The sequence below is a fragment of the Bacillus vallismortis genome, assembly GCF_040784915.1.
GTDB classification, from domain to species: Bacteria; Bacillota; Bacilli; order Bacillales; family Bacillaceae; genus Bacillus; species Bacillus subtilis_G.
Map to the genome: position 1 here is coordinate 2,816,594 of NZ_CP160797.1, position 16,578 is coordinate 2,833,171.

At 45.1% G+C, this 16,578-nt stretch carries 16 protein-coding genes and 2 pseudogenes; 6 read left to right on the plus strand and 12 right to left on the minus strand.

Annotation, left to right across the window (positions count from 1 at the left end):
• Window positions 1-3: 3 nt before the first annotated feature.
• Window positions 4-1,311 (minus strand): MFS transporter, encoded by a 1,308-nt coding sequence (locus ABZM97_RS13875; protein WP_202327058.1) that lies wholly within the window; start codon window positions 1,309-1,311, stop codon window positions 4-6.
• 72 nt (window positions 1,312-1,383) lie between these two features.
• A complete protein-coding gene (iolG, locus tag ABZM97_RS13880) occupies window positions 1,384-2,409 on the minus strand; it encodes an inositol 2-dehydrogenase (protein WP_087992296.1) in 1,026 nt (341 codons plus the stop codon).
• Between the two features lie 236 nt (window positions 2,410-2,645).
• Between iolG and ABZM97_RS13885 the strand changes: the two genes are divergently transcribed.
• Window positions 2,646-3,293, plus strand: a complete 648-nt coding sequence (locus ABZM97_RS13885; RefSeq protein WP_367386888.1) for a phosphotransferase — start codon at window positions 2,646-2,648, stop codon at window positions 3,291-3,293.
• A gap of 45 nt (window positions 3,294-3,338) precedes the next feature.
• On the opposite strand, the gene ABZM97_RS13890 is transcribed toward ABZM97_RS13885, so the two are convergent.
• Window positions 3,339-3,461 carry a hypothetical protein gene (locus tag ABZM97_RS13890; RefSeq protein WP_141113410.1) on the minus strand — a complete coding sequence of 41 codons (123 nt, stop codon included), beginning with the start codon at window positions 3,459-3,461 and terminating at the stop codon, window positions 3,339-3,341.
• 184 nt (window positions 3,462-3,645) lie between these two features.
• Here ABZM97_RS13890 and ABZM97_RS13895 point away from each other — a divergent pair.
• From ABZM97_RS13895 to ABZM97_RS13905, 3 genes and pseudogenes are all read left to right on the plus strand, one after another.
• A pseudogene (locus tag ABZM97_RS13895) lies at window positions 3,646-3,699 on the plus strand (hypothetical protein); the annotation flags it as partial.
• A 42-nt stretch (window positions 3,700-3,741) separates the two neighbouring features.
• Window positions 3,742-3,968: pseudogene (locus ABZM97_RS13900) on the plus strand (DUF5412 family protein); the annotation flags it as partial.
• Window positions 3,969-4,227: 259 nt separating this feature from the next.
• Window positions 4,228-5,682, plus strand: coding sequence for a sodium:alanine symporter family protein (locus ABZM97_RS13905; protein ID WP_087992298.1), 1,455 nt, complete (start codon window positions 4,228-4,230; stop codon window positions 5,680-5,682).
• Window positions 5,683-5,722: 40 nt separating this feature from the next.
• Here ABZM97_RS13905 and ABZM97_RS13910 read toward each other — a convergent pair whose 3' ends face one another.
• The 6 genes from ABZM97_RS13910 to nadB form a co-directional block, all read right to left on the minus strand.
• Window positions 5,723-6,445: a YebC/PmpR family DNA-binding transcriptional regulator gene (locus tag ABZM97_RS13910; RefSeq protein ID WP_087992299.1), complete on the minus strand. Its 723-nt coding sequence runs from the start codon at window positions 6,443-6,445 to the stop codon at window positions 5,723-5,725.
• A 101-nt stretch (window positions 6,446-6,546) separates the two neighbouring features.
• Window positions 6,547-7,143, minus strand: coding sequence for a YhcN/YlaJ family sporulation lipoprotein (locus ABZM97_RS13915; protein WP_087992462.1), 597 nt, complete (start codon window positions 7,141-7,143; stop codon window positions 6,547-6,549).
• A 146-nt stretch (window positions 7,144-7,289) separates the two neighbouring features.
• Window positions 7,290-8,465 carry a spore coat assembly protein SafA gene (gene safA, locus ABZM97_RS13920; protein WP_202327056.1) on the minus strand — a complete coding sequence of 392 codons (1,176 nt, stop codon included), beginning with the start codon at window positions 8,463-8,465 and terminating at the stop codon, window positions 7,290-7,292.
• A 114-nt stretch (window positions 8,466-8,579) separates the two neighbouring features.
• Entirely contained in the window at window positions 8,580-9,686 is a 1,107-nt protein-coding gene (nadA, locus tag ABZM97_RS13925) for a quinolinate synthase NadA (protein WP_202327054.1), read from the minus strand.
• Window positions 9,673-10,542 carry a carboxylating nicotinate-nucleotide diphosphorylase gene (gene nadC / locus ABZM97_RS13930; RefSeq protein WP_202327052.1) on the minus strand — a complete coding sequence of 290 codons (870 nt, stop codon included), beginning with the start codon at window positions 10,540-10,542 and terminating at the stop codon, window positions 9,673-9,675. The genes nadA and nadC overlap by 14 nt, the downstream gene beginning before the upstream one ends.
• Window positions 10,496-12,088, minus strand: coding sequence for an L-aspartate oxidase (nadB, locus tag ABZM97_RS13935; protein ID WP_087992302.1), 1,593 nt, complete (start codon window positions 12,086-12,088; stop codon window positions 10,496-10,498). Before nadB ends, nadC begins: the two co-directional genes overlap by 47 nt.
• 102 nt (window positions 12,089-12,190) lie before the next feature.
• Between nadB and ABZM97_RS13940 the strand changes: the two genes are divergently transcribed.
• Together ABZM97_RS13940 and ABZM97_RS13945 are read left to right on the plus strand one after the other, a co-directional pair.
• Window positions 12,191-13,378: an IscS subfamily cysteine desulfurase gene (locus ABZM97_RS13940; RefSeq protein WP_202327050.1), complete on the plus strand. Its 1,188-nt coding sequence runs from the start codon at window positions 12,191-12,193 to the stop codon at window positions 13,376-13,378.
• Window positions 13,338-13,880 carry a transcription repressor NadR gene (locus tag ABZM97_RS13945; RefSeq protein WP_087992304.1) on the plus strand — a complete coding sequence of 181 codons (543 nt, stop codon included), beginning with the start codon at window positions 13,338-13,340 and terminating at the stop codon, window positions 13,878-13,880. The genes ABZM97_RS13940 and ABZM97_RS13945 overlap by 41 nt, the downstream gene beginning before the upstream one ends.
• A 23-nt stretch (window positions 13,881-13,903) precedes the next feature.
• On the opposite strand, the gene pheA is transcribed toward ABZM97_RS13945, so the two are convergent.
• Genes pheA through obgE form a run of 3 tightly spaced genes read right to left on the minus strand, consistent with a single transcriptional unit; the run spans window position 13,904 to window position 16,565 of the window.
• Window positions 13,904-14,761 carry a prephenate dehydratase gene (pheA, locus tag ABZM97_RS13950; RefSeq protein ID WP_087992305.1) on the minus strand — a complete coding sequence of 286 codons (858 nt, stop codon included), beginning with the start codon at window positions 14,759-14,761 and terminating at the stop codon, window positions 13,904-13,906.
• A 16-nt stretch (window positions 14,762-14,777) separates the two neighbouring features.
• Entirely contained in the window at window positions 14,778-15,221 is a 444-nt protein-coding gene (gene thrR, locus ABZM97_RS13955; RefSeq protein WP_003222630.1) for a transcriptional regulator ThrR, read from the minus strand.
• A 57-nt stretch (window positions 15,222-15,278) separates the two neighbouring features.
• Entirely contained in the window at window positions 15,279-16,565 is a 1,287-nt protein-coding gene (gene obgE, locus ABZM97_RS13960; protein ID WP_087992306.1) for a GTPase ObgE, read from the minus strand.
• Window positions 16,566-16,578: the final 13 nt, after the last annotated feature.

The following is a 16,578-nucleotide window of genomic DNA, read 5'->3' on the forward strand; positions in this document are numbered from 1 at the left end:
AGGCTACTGCTTAACCGTTTTCTCGAAATTTGTTTGCATGTTTTCCGTGACAAGCCTTTCCTCCGTATACATATCAGCGTTTTGCTCAGAAATCGTTAAAAATTGTGTCAGAAAAGCGCTGAAAAAGTACAATGCTGCAAAGATCCAAATGACACCGCCAGCACCGAGCGGCCCAATGAAAAGACTGACGATGCCCGGCGCGATAAACGCACATAAACCGGACCCTAAGTTCAAGACTGACATGGCAGCGCCTTTATTATCAGGTGCAAGTGTCGGCAAAAGCGCGCTCAATGGCACGTAGCCGGCCAATGCTGCACCGTAGCAGCAGGCGATAATCATCAGCACCCAATACTGATGCCCGATCAACTGAGGCGTGTAATAAAGCGCCAGCGTAAAAATACCGCACCCGACACCGCCAAACCACATCACGGTATTGCGCCAGCCAAGTTTATCTCCGACTGCACCGAAAATGATATTAAACACAATATTCACGAAAAACAGCGTTCCCCATATTTGCAGCCATTCTGAAACGGAATACCCGTAACGCGCTAAATAAGTGGGGAGAAAAATCGCAAATCCAAATTGTCCTATGGCATTAATTGTCTTGACCACACCGCCGATGCCGACTTTAGGGTTTTCAAACATAATTGTAAATGCCTTCGATAGTTCTTTCCATTTCGGCTGATCTTGTTGTTGTACCGGTGTGAATTGATCTTTGTTAACAAATAGGGCGAGGAATCCGCCTGCCGCGACAAACAGCAAAGCGCTCCAAAGCGTATTGATTTCTCCAAAGGCCGGAACCGCATAGCTGGAATAGAACGGACCGAGCACATTTAAGCCGCACGTAAACATAAACCAAAACCAGCCGACGGCTTTTCCGAGAATATGATGAGAAGTGCTGTATGACACCCACACGAGAAAAGAATATGCAAACAGCGGATATCCCAAGCCTCTAAGTGCATAGCTGCCCAGGAGAGCCGGATAATGCATATGAGGAATTGCCCAGCCGATAAAAGCGGCCGAACCGAGGATAAATGCAAGCAAGCCGACAATCATCGTTTTTCTCGGCCCCCAAGTTTGGACAAACGTGCCTGAAAGCCAAGCCGAGATGGTGACAGCAATGCCGTACATGGTAAATAACGAAGCGGATTGCTGCATGCTGAGACCATGTTCAACGAGAAAAGGAGACAGCCATCCTTGTTCGAGTCCGTCTCCAACCATAAAGATAACAACGCCAATATAACCCCAAATCATGTGAGAAGGAATTCCGATTTTATTCAAAAAATTTCCTTTATCTTGTGCTGTATCCATTTTCTCCACCGCCTACTTAAAGTATCAATGGAGGTTATATACCCAAGCTTTCTGAATTGTAATCCTGCTTGATCAAAAAGCGATTTTTTCATTGTGCTCGACACTGACAGGCATGCCGATAGCGAGCGACTGCTGAGCCGCTCTGGCGATCCGTTCCGCCTGAAAACCGTCGTTTCCGGTGCACGCAGTTTCCCGGTTTGTGCCGATCGCTTCCGCAAACCGAATTATCTCTTCCTCATACGCATCCTTATAGCGTTCAAGGAAAAAGAAATGCGGTTTATCTTTCATCACAAAATCAGCAGTTGACACTTCGACTGTCGTCGGTCTGCTGTTGTCCGCCGCTGCCGAGCCTTTCGTCCCGAAAACCTCGATTCGCTGGTCATATCCGTAAACAGCTTGGCGGCTGTTGTCAATCACAGCCATGGCACCGTTTTCAAAAGTAAGCGTAATGACAGCCGTATCAATATCTCCCAGCTCTGCAAAGGAAGGATTCGCCAAAGCCGCCCCTTTTGCATACACTTCCGCCACTTCGCTTCCCATAATATATCTGGCCATATCAAAGTCATGGATCGACATATCCATAAACAAACCGCCAGAAGTACGGACATAACCTATATTCGGGGGTTCTGGGTCCCGCGATGTGATTTTTAATAAGTGGGGCGTTCCAATTTCACCTTTTTCAACAATGGTTTTGATTCTTTTAAAATGAGGATCAAAACGGCGGTTAAAACCGACTTGAAGTGCAACCCCGTGTTTCCGTACGGCCGCAAGCGCTTCTTTTGTTTCATCTAAAGAAAAACTGATGGGCTTCTCACAAAAAATATGCTTTTTCGCCTCAGCCGCTTCTCTGATCATCTGTGCATGTGTGGCTGTCGGTGAGCAAATAAAAACAGCGTCAATATCAGAGTCATGCAATAAATCACGATAGTCAGAGGTTATGTATTCAATTTGATGACTGTCAGCCCAGCTTTTTATACGGCTTACCTGAATATCAGAGACCGCCTTTATTTTCATATGAGGAATCCGGCGTATATTTTGAACATGAAGTTTGCCGATGCGACCTGCACCGATAATCCCTGTTACAATCTGTTTTGTCATAGCTTGTTCCCCCTTGAACATTTACGAAAGCGCTTTATTTTAAATTAATACTATCCCATTTGTAAGCGCTTTTCAAGAATGGAAATGATCGCTTTATGTCTCTTTTATCACAATCGAGGTTTATAGGTAGCCTTCTTCTTCAAGACCAGATACACTAGATATAGGCTCTTTTTCCTGAACAGTTTATGATTTTCCTATAAACAGCTGCATAAAATAGAGCAAAGAGGGTGAATGAAATGCTGACAAAAGCAGAGGCACTGGCCCATTCAGTCATATACCACAAAAACAGCAGATTTGATAAAGTGAAAGAAAAGCCCGGGGAATTGACACTCATCGGCAAGGGAAGAAGTGCTTATGTGTTTGCCTTAACAGAGGGCGATCGAAAATTGGCGCTGAAAGTATTTTTCCCAGAGTATCAAGCGACAGCCGTCAAAGAAGCCGCGATCTATGAAAAATTAGCCGGTTCCGCGTTCTACCCTGACATCTACGAAACTGGTGATTCATTTATTCTCATGGAATATATTAAAGGTGAAACCTTTTATAACTGTCTGAAGAAAGGCATCGCGATCAGTGATGACATGATTCAGCAGGTTGAGGAAGCACTTTCTGACGCCCGGGCCGCCGCTCTGAACCCGTCAGACATTCATTTGCGGAATCTGATTTTGACAGAAACCGGGGCAGTGCGGGTGATTGATGTTGCAAGATTCGAACAGACCAAAACGTGCACCCAGTGGGACGATTTAAAATCAGCGTATCATGCACTCTACAAAAAACCGATATTCCCCAAAAAGATTCCGGTTTTTTGGCTGGAGGTCATCGCATTTTTATATAAGAAAGATTGGTTCCAAAAGCATTTCGCACAACGGAAAAGAAAATATTCTTAAAATGAAAAGGCAGCCGCACAAGCGGCTGCCTTTGTTGGTTTATATTTACTTTCTGACAGCAGAAATCAGTTTCATTTGTTCAGGTGACAGCTTAATTCGATAGCCTCTCACAGTTAAGTAAACCGTTTCTGAGTCTTTCTCCCAGGAATGACAAAATATTTTCTCCATTTCTGTCTCCCCCACCCTTTATTTGATTAGTCCATCATACCACCGCTTTATTGAGTGAATTTTAAGGAAATGTAAAGATCGTATGAACATGAGAGAAAAAAAGGGGAGCATTACATGTTACACGCAGTAAAATCCCACTCATCCTATTTGCACTTCTGATATTCTTCGGCCCGCCGTCTATTGAATGTTATTTTCACTGAAGAGCGTTCCGAAAGGCCATTTCGAACAATCGGTTGAATCGCCGGATGGCAGTTATACGTTACACACTTATGTATCCCGCAATACCTTTAGCTTAGATGCGGCCCGAGGAACTTGTGAATGAAAAAACACTTGTCAAGGAAACAATTTACTGGAATGATCCGGACAGCAGCCCAAGTCACATGGATCAATCACAATACAATGAAAATCGACAATCAGACTTTACACCCTGCTATTGATGAAACGTATGATTGGCGAAAGGTTGATCATTGGTTACGTGAAGAACTGCCGCAGGCGCCATTGAGATGATGAAATATGAATGATATGAACTGAACTAGTGAAAAACGAATCAACAACTGACAGAGCTGGGCCATTTGCTGTTAAAGAATCTTATGACAATTCCTCTCAGTTTGCCTCTATAAGAAAAACGTGGCGTTTTCTTTTTTTCCTTCCTCTTCTTATTGATAATTACCCGTCATATAATGTGACAAACCAATTGTAGAAATAGTTCGATTAGCCCAAAATCCTTTTTATACATGTATTCGAAATGAAGTGAGGAGGAAGCTTGATGGAAGATTTTGTTACGAGTTTAAATGCTGTCTTATGGAGTACGCCCGTTATTTATATTTTATTGGGAATTGGATTGATTTTTTCTATTATGACTCGTTTTTTACAAGTCAGACATTTGAAAGAAATGATTGTTCTGATGTTCAAAGGTAAGAGCTCTGAAGCCGGCGTTTCTTCTTTTCAAGCATTATCGATTGCGCTGTCCGGCCGAGTGGGAACAGGAAACATCGCGGGTGTGGCGACAGCAATCGCCTTCGGCGGACCCGGTGCGGTGTTCTGGATGTGGACGATTGCCTTTATTGGTGCGGCGAGCGCCTTTGTTGAATCAACTCTTGCCCAAATTTACAAAGTGAAACAAGACGGCCAATATCGAGGAGGCCCCGCTTATTATATAGAAAAAGGATTAGGCATTAAGTGGTTTGCCGTCTTATTTGCCGCTGCTGCCCTTATCGCAATGGCCCTTCTGATGCCGGGCGTCCAGTCCAACTCCATTGCGGTCGGCGTCAAAAATGCATTCGGCATCTCTCCTGTCATTACAGGCGGTGTTCTCGTTTTATTGTTAGGATTTATCATTTTTGGCGGCGTCAAACGTATTGCCAATGCCGCGCAAATGATTGTTCCGTTTATGGCCATTGGCTATATCCTGCTGTCTTTGATCATTATTGTCATGAATGTTTCTGAATTGCCTGCTGTGATCTTATTAATTTTCAAAAGCGCTTTTGCATTGGATTCCGCTTTTGGCGGCCTGATCGGCATGGCAATTTCTTGGGGTGTCAAACGAGGCATTTACTCAAACGAAGCCGGCCAGGGAACAGGCCCGCATCCGGCGGCCGCCGCAGAAGTTTCCCATCCGGTCAAGCAGGGGCTGGTTCAGGCATTTTCGGTTTATATTGACACCTTATTTGTATGTTCGGCTACAGCTTTCATGATCTTATTTACCGGCATGTACAATACCCAGACTGCAGATGGTTCTTTTATCGTACATCACCTTAAAGGCGTAGAGGCTGGACCTGGTTTCACTCAAGCGGCCATTGACAATGTCCTTCCCGGATTTGGCGCTGGTTTTGTTGCCATCGCTTTATTCTTCTTCGCATTTACAACGATTATGGCATATTACTACATCGCAGAAACAAATATCGCCTATTTAGCCCGAGGCAGAAAAAGCAAATGGGCAATGTTTGGTTTAAAACTGATTATATTAGCCGCGACGTTCTACGGAACTGTAAAAACCGCATCACTTGCTTGGGCATTAGGTGATGCAGGACTTGGCATTATGGTATGGCTGAACGTCATTGCGATTGTGCTGCTTGCCAGACCGGCGCTTCTCGCTTTAAAGGATTATGAGCGCCAAAAGAAGCAGGGCTTAGACCCCGTCTTTGATCCGAAAGCGCTGGGCATCAAAAACGCTGATTTCTGGGAGAAAGAATACACACAAGAAAATGAGCGTGTCTCTTGAATACACCAAAACGGGCCCGATATGACATCGGTCCCGTTTTTTATGAGCGGTAATTTGTATATACTTCTTGAACATCATCGTCATCTTCAAGAATGTCGATCAATTTTCCCAGCTTCTCAACAGCCTGATCATCGGCATCCGTATAGGTTTTCGGAAGCATGGTCACCTCTGCCGAAGAAATTGGATATGTCGATTCAAGGGCTGTTTTTACGTCTTCAAAATGCTCGGGCTCCGTTAATACCACATATTGATCTTCTTCTGCCTGCATCTCTTCTCCCCCTGCTTCCAGCACATCAAGCATGAGTTCATCTTCATCTATTTGATGTTCTGTACAGTCAATTGTCATAAATCCCTTCCTTTCAAATAAAAAGGACACACATCCACTTTCCCCCAGACTCCCGCCATTTTTATTAAATGCTGTCCGCACATTTGATGCCGTACGATTTTTGTTATCTGTTACACATTCAACCATAACAGCAATCCCTGATGGGCCGTAGCCTTCATAGGTGATTTCCTCATAGCTGCTTCCGTCTTGGTTCCCCGCGGCTTTTTTAATGACGCGGTCAATATTTTCATTCGGCATATTGGCGCCTTTAGCTTTTTCGATGACAAGACGCAATGCTGAATTCACTTCAGGATCAGCTCCGCCTTCTTTTGCTGCCACATAAATTTCTTTCACAAGCTTCATAAATATTTTCCCGCGCTTTGCATCCTGCGCATTTTTCCTTTTTTGTATGTTTTTCCATTTGGAATGGCCTGCCATGCTTTCACCTTCTTTTGACATTTTCTATGTACACTTTAATAGGTATTTTTCGCTGATGCAAAGAAAAAGGCTGCCGATTATTTTCCGGCAGCCTGTCACTCCTAGCGGGTGTTCATTTTATGCAGTCTTCTGAACAGCCCTTTATCTGTAGACACTTGAACGTCACGGTCATTCGCATAGTTGCGTGCGGCTTTTGTAACGTTATCCCTGTCGGACTTTGTGAATTCTCTGTGGCTTCTGACTGCGACAACTACTTTTTCATCCGTTACCATTACTTGTGTGTCATTGACGTTTTTTACTTGTTTCACACGGTTGGCAATCTTCGCAGCTAGTCTTTTGTTTTCTTGGTTGTCATATCCGTTGTTTGTCACGTTCCGATTCATGTTTCTGTTATTCGTGTTATTATATGTTCCATCAGTTGCCAAAGGAACGCGATCATTAGCAGTAACACCGTTACGGTTATTCACATTAGCAGTGTTTCGGTTACCGTCGTTCTGGTCCTCCATTAATTCAGTAACAGGACCATCGTTGTCGATTCCTTCTCCCTGTCTGTCAGCATCATTTTCATTTGTATAATATCCGATTGGACGGGTATTGCCGTTATTACGCGTATCATTCTGAGCATTATCGTTTGCTCCGCATGCTGTTAATCCGGCTGTCATTAGAATCAAGCTCGCGATCGTCATTTTTTTACCCAATGGAAAAACCCCCCGTGGACGAATTGAGCATGTTTGCTCTGTTTTATCATGTACGTTCGAGGGACATGTTAAGCTTGTCAGTTCTGTCCATTTGGCGGAGATCTGCGCAAAACAAAAAAAGGAACGATTTGCATCGTTCCGAATCATCACTCATTTTCTTCTTCCGGCCGGCCAAACATTTGGTTGACAGAAGGCTGATTCGACATTGGCATAGAAGCTCCGGCCGCATATGGATTTGGGTTTGGATTTGGGTTTGGGTTAGCTGCGCCGTAAGGCATATAAGGGCTTCCATAAGCTCCAAGTCCCGAATAGCCAGGTGCAGAGAAATATGGCTGATGATCATCGTCACAGCCGCAGTCGTCAGGATCTTTGTACGGCATGTAGCCAGGGGCCGCAGCCGGCTGGTATGCTCCCATCACTTGAGGAGTGCCATAATGAGGGCCATAAGGCATTTGTCCATACGGAGATCCATAAGCCGGAGATGCGTATTGAGGCGCTCCGTATGAACCGTAATGTCCGTGGTGGCTGTTTTCATGGTGCTGGTTTTCATATTGACCCGGATCATACTGAGGCGATACAAAGCTTGGCTGGTATCCGTAAGGCTGGACCATTGGGTAAGCTTGAGCCGGATAGTACGGGTAGCATAATCCTGATCCTGGAAGGACCGGTGAAATAGGGACCGGACACGGTACGAAATGAGCTGGATAATGATAATAAGGTTGAGCAGCCGGCATATTCGGAACTGTGTGATGAATATTTTCTTCTTCCATACCGCCTACCTCTGGCGCCTTTGGCATATTAGGCATATTCGGATAATTTGCATTTTCCATATTACTCATAGCCTCCTGTTGTGGAAATTGATCTTGCATGTGATGCATATGATCCATATTTCCGTCATGATGTTTTTTCGGCTCCTCCGGTTTAGGAGGCGACCAAGGCTGGAAAAGCTGTTTCATATCATAATAATCGTTCACATCAGCTTCAGGATACACATCTTCCTGCAAATTAGGCATCGGCGGGACATACGGCACAGACTTCTTTTCTTTCGGCTTTGTGTCCTCTACGTCAACAACGGATTTAGGTTTTTCTTTCGCATATGGATGCTCTTGCTTCATACTCCCGGCCGAAGCCGGACTTTTGCCTGCTTTCGGCTCTTTTCTGACCGGGACAGCTTCAGACGGCACTTTTATTTTCATTCCAGGCATGATTAAGTCTGGATTGCTAAGCTGCGTATTGAGTTTCTTCACTTCCTCAATATCAACTCCGTACTTTTCAGCTATTTTCCAGAGCGAATCGCCTTTTTGAACGATATGGATTTTCAACGTTTTCCCCTCCTATGCAAAACGTGAACAGTTCAGCTGAGATTACAATATGTTTCTTCACAACATATGCCCGAACAAAAGAAGTTATGAGTCAGGAGGAGAAATATTTCTGATTTACGTAATCAAAAGCATACGATTCAGGGCAAGGAGGGCATCTTGCTGAATGGCTTTTGGCACCTTAATCACGCCTGAAGGTTCTCCTTTTTCTATTTGTTCTAAAGACCATAGCAAATGCGGCAAATCGATTCGGTTCATTGTCAAGCACGGGCACATGTTCGGATTGAGTGATTCGACTTGTTTATCAGGGTGCTCGTGAATGATCCGCTGAACAAGATTCATTTCTGTGCCGATTGCCCACTTGCTTCCCGCCGGAGCCTGATTGATCGTATCGATAATATATTTCGTTGATCCGCTGTCGTCACTTAGCGTCACGACTTCATGTGAGCATTCCGGATGCACAATGATCCGAATGTCAGGGTCACGTTCTTTCACATCATGGATATTTTTCACAGTGAATTTTTCGTGGACAGAACAATGCCCTTTCCACAAAATCACTTTCACATTCTTATGCTCAGATTCAGCCGATAATTCATCTTTTATCGGATCCCACACAGCCATATCCTCAAGCGCGATGCCCAGATCATAAGCCGTATTTCTCCCTAAATGCTGATCAGGCAAAAATAAAATTCGTTTTTTCTGTGTAAACGCCCATTCAAGCACCTTTTTCGCATTCGAAGAAGTCACAGTCGCTCCGCCATGCTTACCGACGAAAGCCTTGATCTCCGCAGTGGAGTTTACATAAGTTAAAGGTATGATCGTATCTCCGAATGTATGCTGAAGTTTCTCCCACGCCCTATTGGTCTGCTGCATGTCAGCCATGTCAGCCATAGAACACCCCGCTCTCATATCAGGCAGGATGACCGTTTGTTCCTCGCCTGTCAGCATATCAGCGGTCTCTGCCATAAAGTGCACACCGCAAAAAACAATATAATCCGCTGCTTTGTTTTTTTCCGCTATTTGGGCCAGCTGAAGGGAATCGCCTGTTTGGTCAGCAAATTGCACGACTTCGTCTTTTTGATAATGATGGCCTGGTATAAAGAGCCTGCTCCCAAATTTTTTCTTAATGGCTGCAACCCGCGTTTCCATATCCTTTCTTGACATTCCTTTATAACCTTCAGGCATCATATCATTCGATTGTTTGATCACATCAAGAATTGACATAAAGGCATTCCTCCATAGATTCATTTGATAATGTAACATCCATGCTGATGTCTAAACTTTTGACGGAATGCGTCAGGAATCCTAATGAAATATAATCCACACCCGTCCCCTTAAAAGCAGCCAAAGATTCTAACGTAATTCCGCCTGAAGCTTCAGTTTTTATATGGTCCGGTGTGAGATCTGCAAAATGGCGGACCATATCAGGCGGACAGTTGTCAAACATAATAACATCCGCTCCTGCTTCAATCGCTTCTTTCAGCTGTTCCTCCGTTTCAATTTCCACCTCGATATTTACCATATGCCCGGCGGCCTGACGCGCTTTTTGGCACGCCTCTGCAATAGAGCCGCATGCTGCAATATGATTATCTTTAATCATGATGCCGTCATACAATCCGAATCGATGATTATATCCGCCCCCGGCTCTGACAGCGTGTTTTTCCAGCATTCTCAGCCCCGGTGTTGTTTTTCTCGTGTCACAGATTTTTATCTGTTCATCATCCAGCCGCCGCACAGCCCCGCTTGTCATCGTCGCAATTCCAGACAGCCTCTGAATAAGATTTAATACAACCCGCTCTCCTGAAAGAAGTACAGCCGCCGGACCGCGTAAAACGGCAATCACTTCCCCTTTTCGCAACATGTCCCCATCTGTTTTATGTAAATGGATTTGAACATTTTCGTCTAATAAAGCAAAGCCTTCTTTTATCACCGCAGCTCCGGCAAAGATGCCGTCTGACTTTGCAACAATCTCCGCTTCACAGCTCTGTTCTCCAAAGATAGCCTGCGATGTTAAATCCCCCGTACCTATATCCTCAAGAAAAAAGTGATTCAGCAATTTTTTCAGCTGTAAATGATTCATTTCTCCAAATCCCCCCGTTTTTTCTAATCTTCGTTCCTTTTTTTGTGTGGACAATTTGTCTTCCTTGCCAGCGCTCATCAGCTTGAGGAAAATCGGTGCGAAAGTGCGCCCCTCTGCTTTCCTCCCGCAAAAGCGCAGAAAACGTCATCAGCTTTGCAGTTTGCCATAAATGAGAAAGTTCCAGCTGCGGTATTGTGATATCCTTCACATTCACTTTTTGAAAAGGCAGCGTATGGAGCCAGATGCTCAGCTCAATCAGACTGCCTTTTTCTCGTAAGATAGACATGTGGCTTGTCATTCTGCTTTTCAATTCATACACCTCTGTATTCGGCACCTCGTAGACGACGGTTTCTGGAGATGATTGATATTGGCTGTTATAAACCGGTTTTTGCATAATATGCTCTGCTGTTCTTTTTCCAAATACCAGCGCCTCCAGTAAGGAATTGCTCGCAAGCCGATTGGCTCCGTGCAAACCGGTGCATGAGGTCTCGCCAATTGCATAAAGCCCCGGCACTGTTGTTTCTCCCCATCGATTAACAAAAATACCTCCCATCAAGAAGTGCATTCCCGGGGCAACAGGTATTTTCCCGCTTTGAATATCAACCCCTGCTTTTTCACATATAGCGGTGATGGTAGGGAAACGCGCTTCGAAATCAGAAATCGCACTGCAGTCGATAAAAACGCGGTTTCCTTTTGTCATTTCTTCGTGAATAATCCGTGAGACGATATCTCTTGGAGCCAGGTCACCCAAAGGATGCCGCCCAGCCATAACCCGGCGGTCGCGTTCATCAACTAAACATCCGCCTTCCCCTCTTACAGCTTCTGAAACAAGCCCGAAGGAAACACCGTTTTTCACAAGCAGTGTCGGATGAAATTGAGTAAACTCTAAATCAGTTAATTCCGCTCCGGCCCGGTAAGCTAAAGAAAGGCCGTCACCGGTGACGGATGGATCGTTCGTATGGTGAAGAAACAGGCTTCCGCATCCGCCGGCCGCCAGCACCACTTCATCCGCATGCCTTACCTTGATCCGCCCCTGGCTGTCTTTTGTCATGACGCCGATACAGCGTCCGTTCTCCATAAGCAAATCTGCCGCTGTTTCATGCTCGATTAACTCGATTTTGCTGTTGATCTGTTTCAGCAAATACTCGACAAGCAGCCTTCCTGTTGCGTCTCCGCCTGCATGAAAAATGCGGTTGTACGAGTGAGCCCCTTCTCTGCCAAGACAAAGATCGCCTTGCTCATTTCGATCGAATGGAAATTCACTCTCCAATAAGTTTTGAATCATAATTTTTCCATCGTGCAAAACGTCTGCTGCAATAGCTAGATCGTTATGTCCGCAACCTGCATATAACGTATCTTCCAGATGGGCTTCAATCGAGTCACTCTTTGCATAAGCCGCAGCAATTCCACCTTGTGCATAGACTGAATTGCTGTTTTTGGCGCTTTTCTTTGTGATGACAGTCACTTCATATGAGGGCGGGAACGCTGACGCTAAGGAAAGTGCCGCCGCCCCTGAACCGATGACTACAACCGTCTTTTTAGACATATGCCACCCTCCTGTTGTTTACACCTGTCTTGACACTTATATTTACACAAGGATAAAATAAACTCAAGAGTTTTTTATGGAGAACGGATGGAGGACGACCGGATGATTTATTTAGATTATGCAGCGACAACGCCTATTTGTGAGGAAGCCCTTAACGTATATCAAAAGCTCAGTATGGATATGTACGGAAATGCAAGCAGCCTGCATGACGCAGGAGGAAAAGCAAAGCACATACTGGAGTACTGCCGTGAAAAAATCGCTGACATCATTGGCGGAGATGCAAGTGGCATCTATTTTACCAGCGGCGGCACGGAATCCAATTTTCTGGCCATTCAATCATTGCTAAACGGCCTGCCAAAAACAAAAAGACATTTTATTACGACTGCCATGGAACATCAGTCCATTCACAACTGTGCAGCTTTTCTGGAACAGCACGGATTCGATGTAACAATCATTGAACCGAATGAATACGGTCTTATTACCGAGGAAATATTAGCAGCTCATATCCGCCCGGAAACAGGCCTGGTTTCTATTCAGCATGCCAATTCTGAAACCGGGATCATCCAGCCTATTCAACGACTGTCTTCCTATCTGCACGAACAGGACATTCTTCTCCATTGCGATGCTGTGCAAACGTTTGGAAAAATCCCGATTCATACAGAACAACTGGGGGTGGCTGCACTCTCAGTGTCCAGCCATAAAGTCCATGGACCTAAAGGAGTGGGTGCGGTCTATATTCGGCCAGGAGTGCCTTGGAAACCCGTTTACCCTCTTACCGCTCACGAACAAGGATTCAGAGCCGGCACGGTGAATGTTCCCGGGATCGGAGCCTTCACTGCCGCTGCAGAGCTGATTATAAGCGAAATGGATAAACAGATATCCCGCAATGAGACATTAAGAACATACTTTTTAGACCAAATCAGCATTCGGTCTCTCCCTGTGTCCCTTGCGGCTGACACTTCACAAACGGAATGTCTTCCCCATATTGTCGGGTGTTTTTTTCACTCATTTGAAGGACAATATGTTATGTTAGAATGTAATCGGAGTAATATTTGCATTTCAACGGGCAGCGCTTGTTCCGCCGGTTATCACGGGCCGTCTGAAGCGATGAAAGCATTAAGAAAAACAGAACAAGAAGCCCTGCAATTTATCCGCATCTCTTTTGGAAGGCATACAACGGCTGAACAGCTGGATAAGTTATTACATACGTTTACAGCGCTTTGGGAACAAAAGAAAGGAGAATTTGATATTGACCGAAGAATTAAAGCTCATGGGCGCCAACAGGCGTGACCAGCTTCTTCTGTGGCTGAAGGAATCCGTATCACCGCTGACAGGAGGAGAACTCGCAAAAAAAGCGAACGTTTCAAGACAGGTAATTGTTCAGGATATATCGCTCTTGAAAGCGAAAAATGAACCAATTATCGCCACAAGCCAAGGATATGTGTACATGGATGCAGCCGCTCAGCAGCACCAGCAGGCAGAAAGAATCATAGCTTGCCTGCACGGTCCTGAACGGACAGAAGAGGAACTGCAAATCATCGTGGACGAAGGTGTTGCCGTAAAAGACGTAAAAATCGAACATCCAGTATACGGAGATTTAACTGCAGCCATCCAAGTAGGCACTCGGAAGGAAGTTAGCCATTTCATTAAAAAAATCAATTCTACGAATGCCGCCTATTTATCACAACTGACTGACGGCGTGCATCTTCATACACTGACAGCACCCGATGAATATCGTATCGACCAAGCCTGCCAAGCACTCGAGGAGGCCGGCATTTTAATTAAAGATTAAAAAAAGCCCTTTACGGGCTTTTTTTATAATTGGTAAGACTGATATGCACCAAGAAGTTTCACTTTACAGCCGAGCGCTTCGAGCTCCTGCATGGCACCTGGAATCAATACCTCATCAAACGCTTTCTCAATATCAACAATAAAGAAATAGTGGCCTAATCCGGTTTTCGTCGGACGTGACTCAATCTTCGACAAGTTTAAGTTTCTCCAAGAAAATGCAGACAGCACTCTGTGCAGCGCCCCAGATTGATCATCCTGCGGAAGCATTACCATCAGTGTCGTTTTGGGCCTTGAACTCAATTTTGAATTCACTTCAAATGATATGTTTTCATCAGGAGACAGGATAACAAATCTTGTATGATTATCCTTGTAATCCTGTATATCTCGTTTCACGATTTTCAATTCGTATGTAGAAGCGGCCATGTCATTGGCAATTACCCCGATATTCAGCTCGGGATGGTCACTGACAAATTTCGCTGCCGCTCCGGTTGAATTAGCGTATTCATAAGGTACGGAAGGAAATTGACGATGGAGAAATTTATGGCATTGCGCGATCGCGTGTGAGTGCGAGTAAATTTTGTCGAGCTCTTTCCATGCATTTTCTCTTGAAGGATGGACGAGCAAGTGCTGATGAATCGGCAACGTCATTTCACCCACGATTGGCAAGGGCTGTTCATGTATTAAATAGTCTATCGTTAAATTGACCGATCCTTCTAATGCATTCTCTAAAGGAACAAAAGCGAAATCAACTTCGCCTGCAACTGCCGCATCTATACACTCCGGTATGGTGCGGTAGGCAACATGTTCGGCGCCGTTTTGAAAACAAGAACTAACTGCTAGATGTGTGAATGTTGCTGCTGGACCTAAATAACCGACTTTCATGACGATATTCTCTCCCTTATGCACCTGAACCTAATATTTCAACCTTTTCTACAAAATCAAACTTCCTGAGTTTATTCATTAACGTATGAATGTCCTCTTCCATTGCAGACGTACTGATAGACAGTGTCACATTCGCCCTGCCTTGAAGCGGTATGGTCTGGTGAATGGAAAGAACGTTGCTTCCAGAATCAGCTACCGCCTGCAGGAGCTGAGATAACGCGCCTGACCTATCCTCCAAATGAAAGAAAAGTGTGATAATTTGTTCTTTAACCATAGTGTAGAACGGAAAAACAGCATCTCTGTATTTATAAAACGCGCTTCTGCTTAAATCCACCTTTTGAACGGCATCTGCCACTGAATCTGCTTTTTTTCGATCAAGCAGCTTTTTGACTTCCAATGTTTTTCTCATCGCATCGGGCAATACATCTTCACGGACAAGATAAAATGTCTCCTCTTTCATTTGCATCCCCCCTTTAAAATAGAGAGCCTGACATCCAGGCTCTCCTCTCAGTCATCATTAATCAATAAATTCAAATTCGAATTCCAGAAGCCTGATAATATCTCCATCCTTGGCTCCGCGTTCTCTGAGCGCTTCATCAACACCCATTCCGCGCATCTGTCTTGCAAACCGTTTAACCGATTCATCACGGGAGAAATCAGTCATCTTGAATAACCTCTCAAGACTGTCTCCTGAAAGCACAAATACACCGTCTGGATCCCGTGTAATGTTAAATGGCACTTCTTCATTCTCCATCGTGTACATGACACGGTTTTGTGTAAGCTCTTCCTCGTCATACAGCGGGAATTCCGGCGTGTTCTCCAGCTGATTGGCGACTTCAAACAGAAGCTCGCGAAGACCTTCTCTTGTCACCGCACTGATTGGGAATACCGGGTAATCATCCGTCAGCTTTTCTTTAAAGGCTTCCAGGTTTTCCGCAGCCTGCGGCATGTCCATTTTATTTGCAACGATAATTTGCGGACGTTCAGTGAGACGCAGATTGTACTCGCTCAGTTCCTGGTTAATCGTGACATAATCCTCATATGGATCGCGGCCTTCCAATCCGGACATATCAATAACGTGAACAATAACCCGTGTCCGTTCAATATGGCGCAAAAACTGGTGGCCGAGTCCGACGCCTTGGTGTGCGCCTTCAATCAGTCCAGGCAAATCGGCCATAACAAAGCTGCGTCCGTCATCCGTTTCAACCATGCCGAGATTCGGGACAAGCGTTGTAAAGTGATAGTCCGCAATTTTCGGTTTTGCAGATGAGACAACAGACAGCAAAGTGGATTTTCCCACACTCGGGAACCCGACAAGGCCGACATCCGCTAGCACTTTTAATTCAAGAACAATATAACGCTCTTTTCCCGGCTCGCCGTTTTCTGAAAGCTGAGGCGCGGGATTAGCCGGCGTAGCAAAGCGGGTATTCCCTCTTCCTCCTCTTCCGCCTCTTGCGATGACAGCCTGCTGCCCGTGCTCTGTTAAATCAGCAATGACCTGCTTTGTATCATCATCTGTCACAACGGTGCCTGGCGGAACTTTAATAACCATATCATCGGCATTTCGCCCATGCTGGTTTTTGGACATGCCGTGCTCGCCGCGAATCGCTTTAAAGTGTTTTTTGTACCTAAAGTCCATCAGGGTGCGGAGACCTTCGTCCACTTCAAAAACAACGTCTCCTCCATTTCCCCCATCACCGCCGGCAGGGCCGCCCTTCGGCACATATTTTTCACGGCGAAACGCAACCATTCCGTTGCCGCCGTCGCCGCCTTTTACATAAACTTTCACCTGATCTATAAACATAATGTCCTCCGTT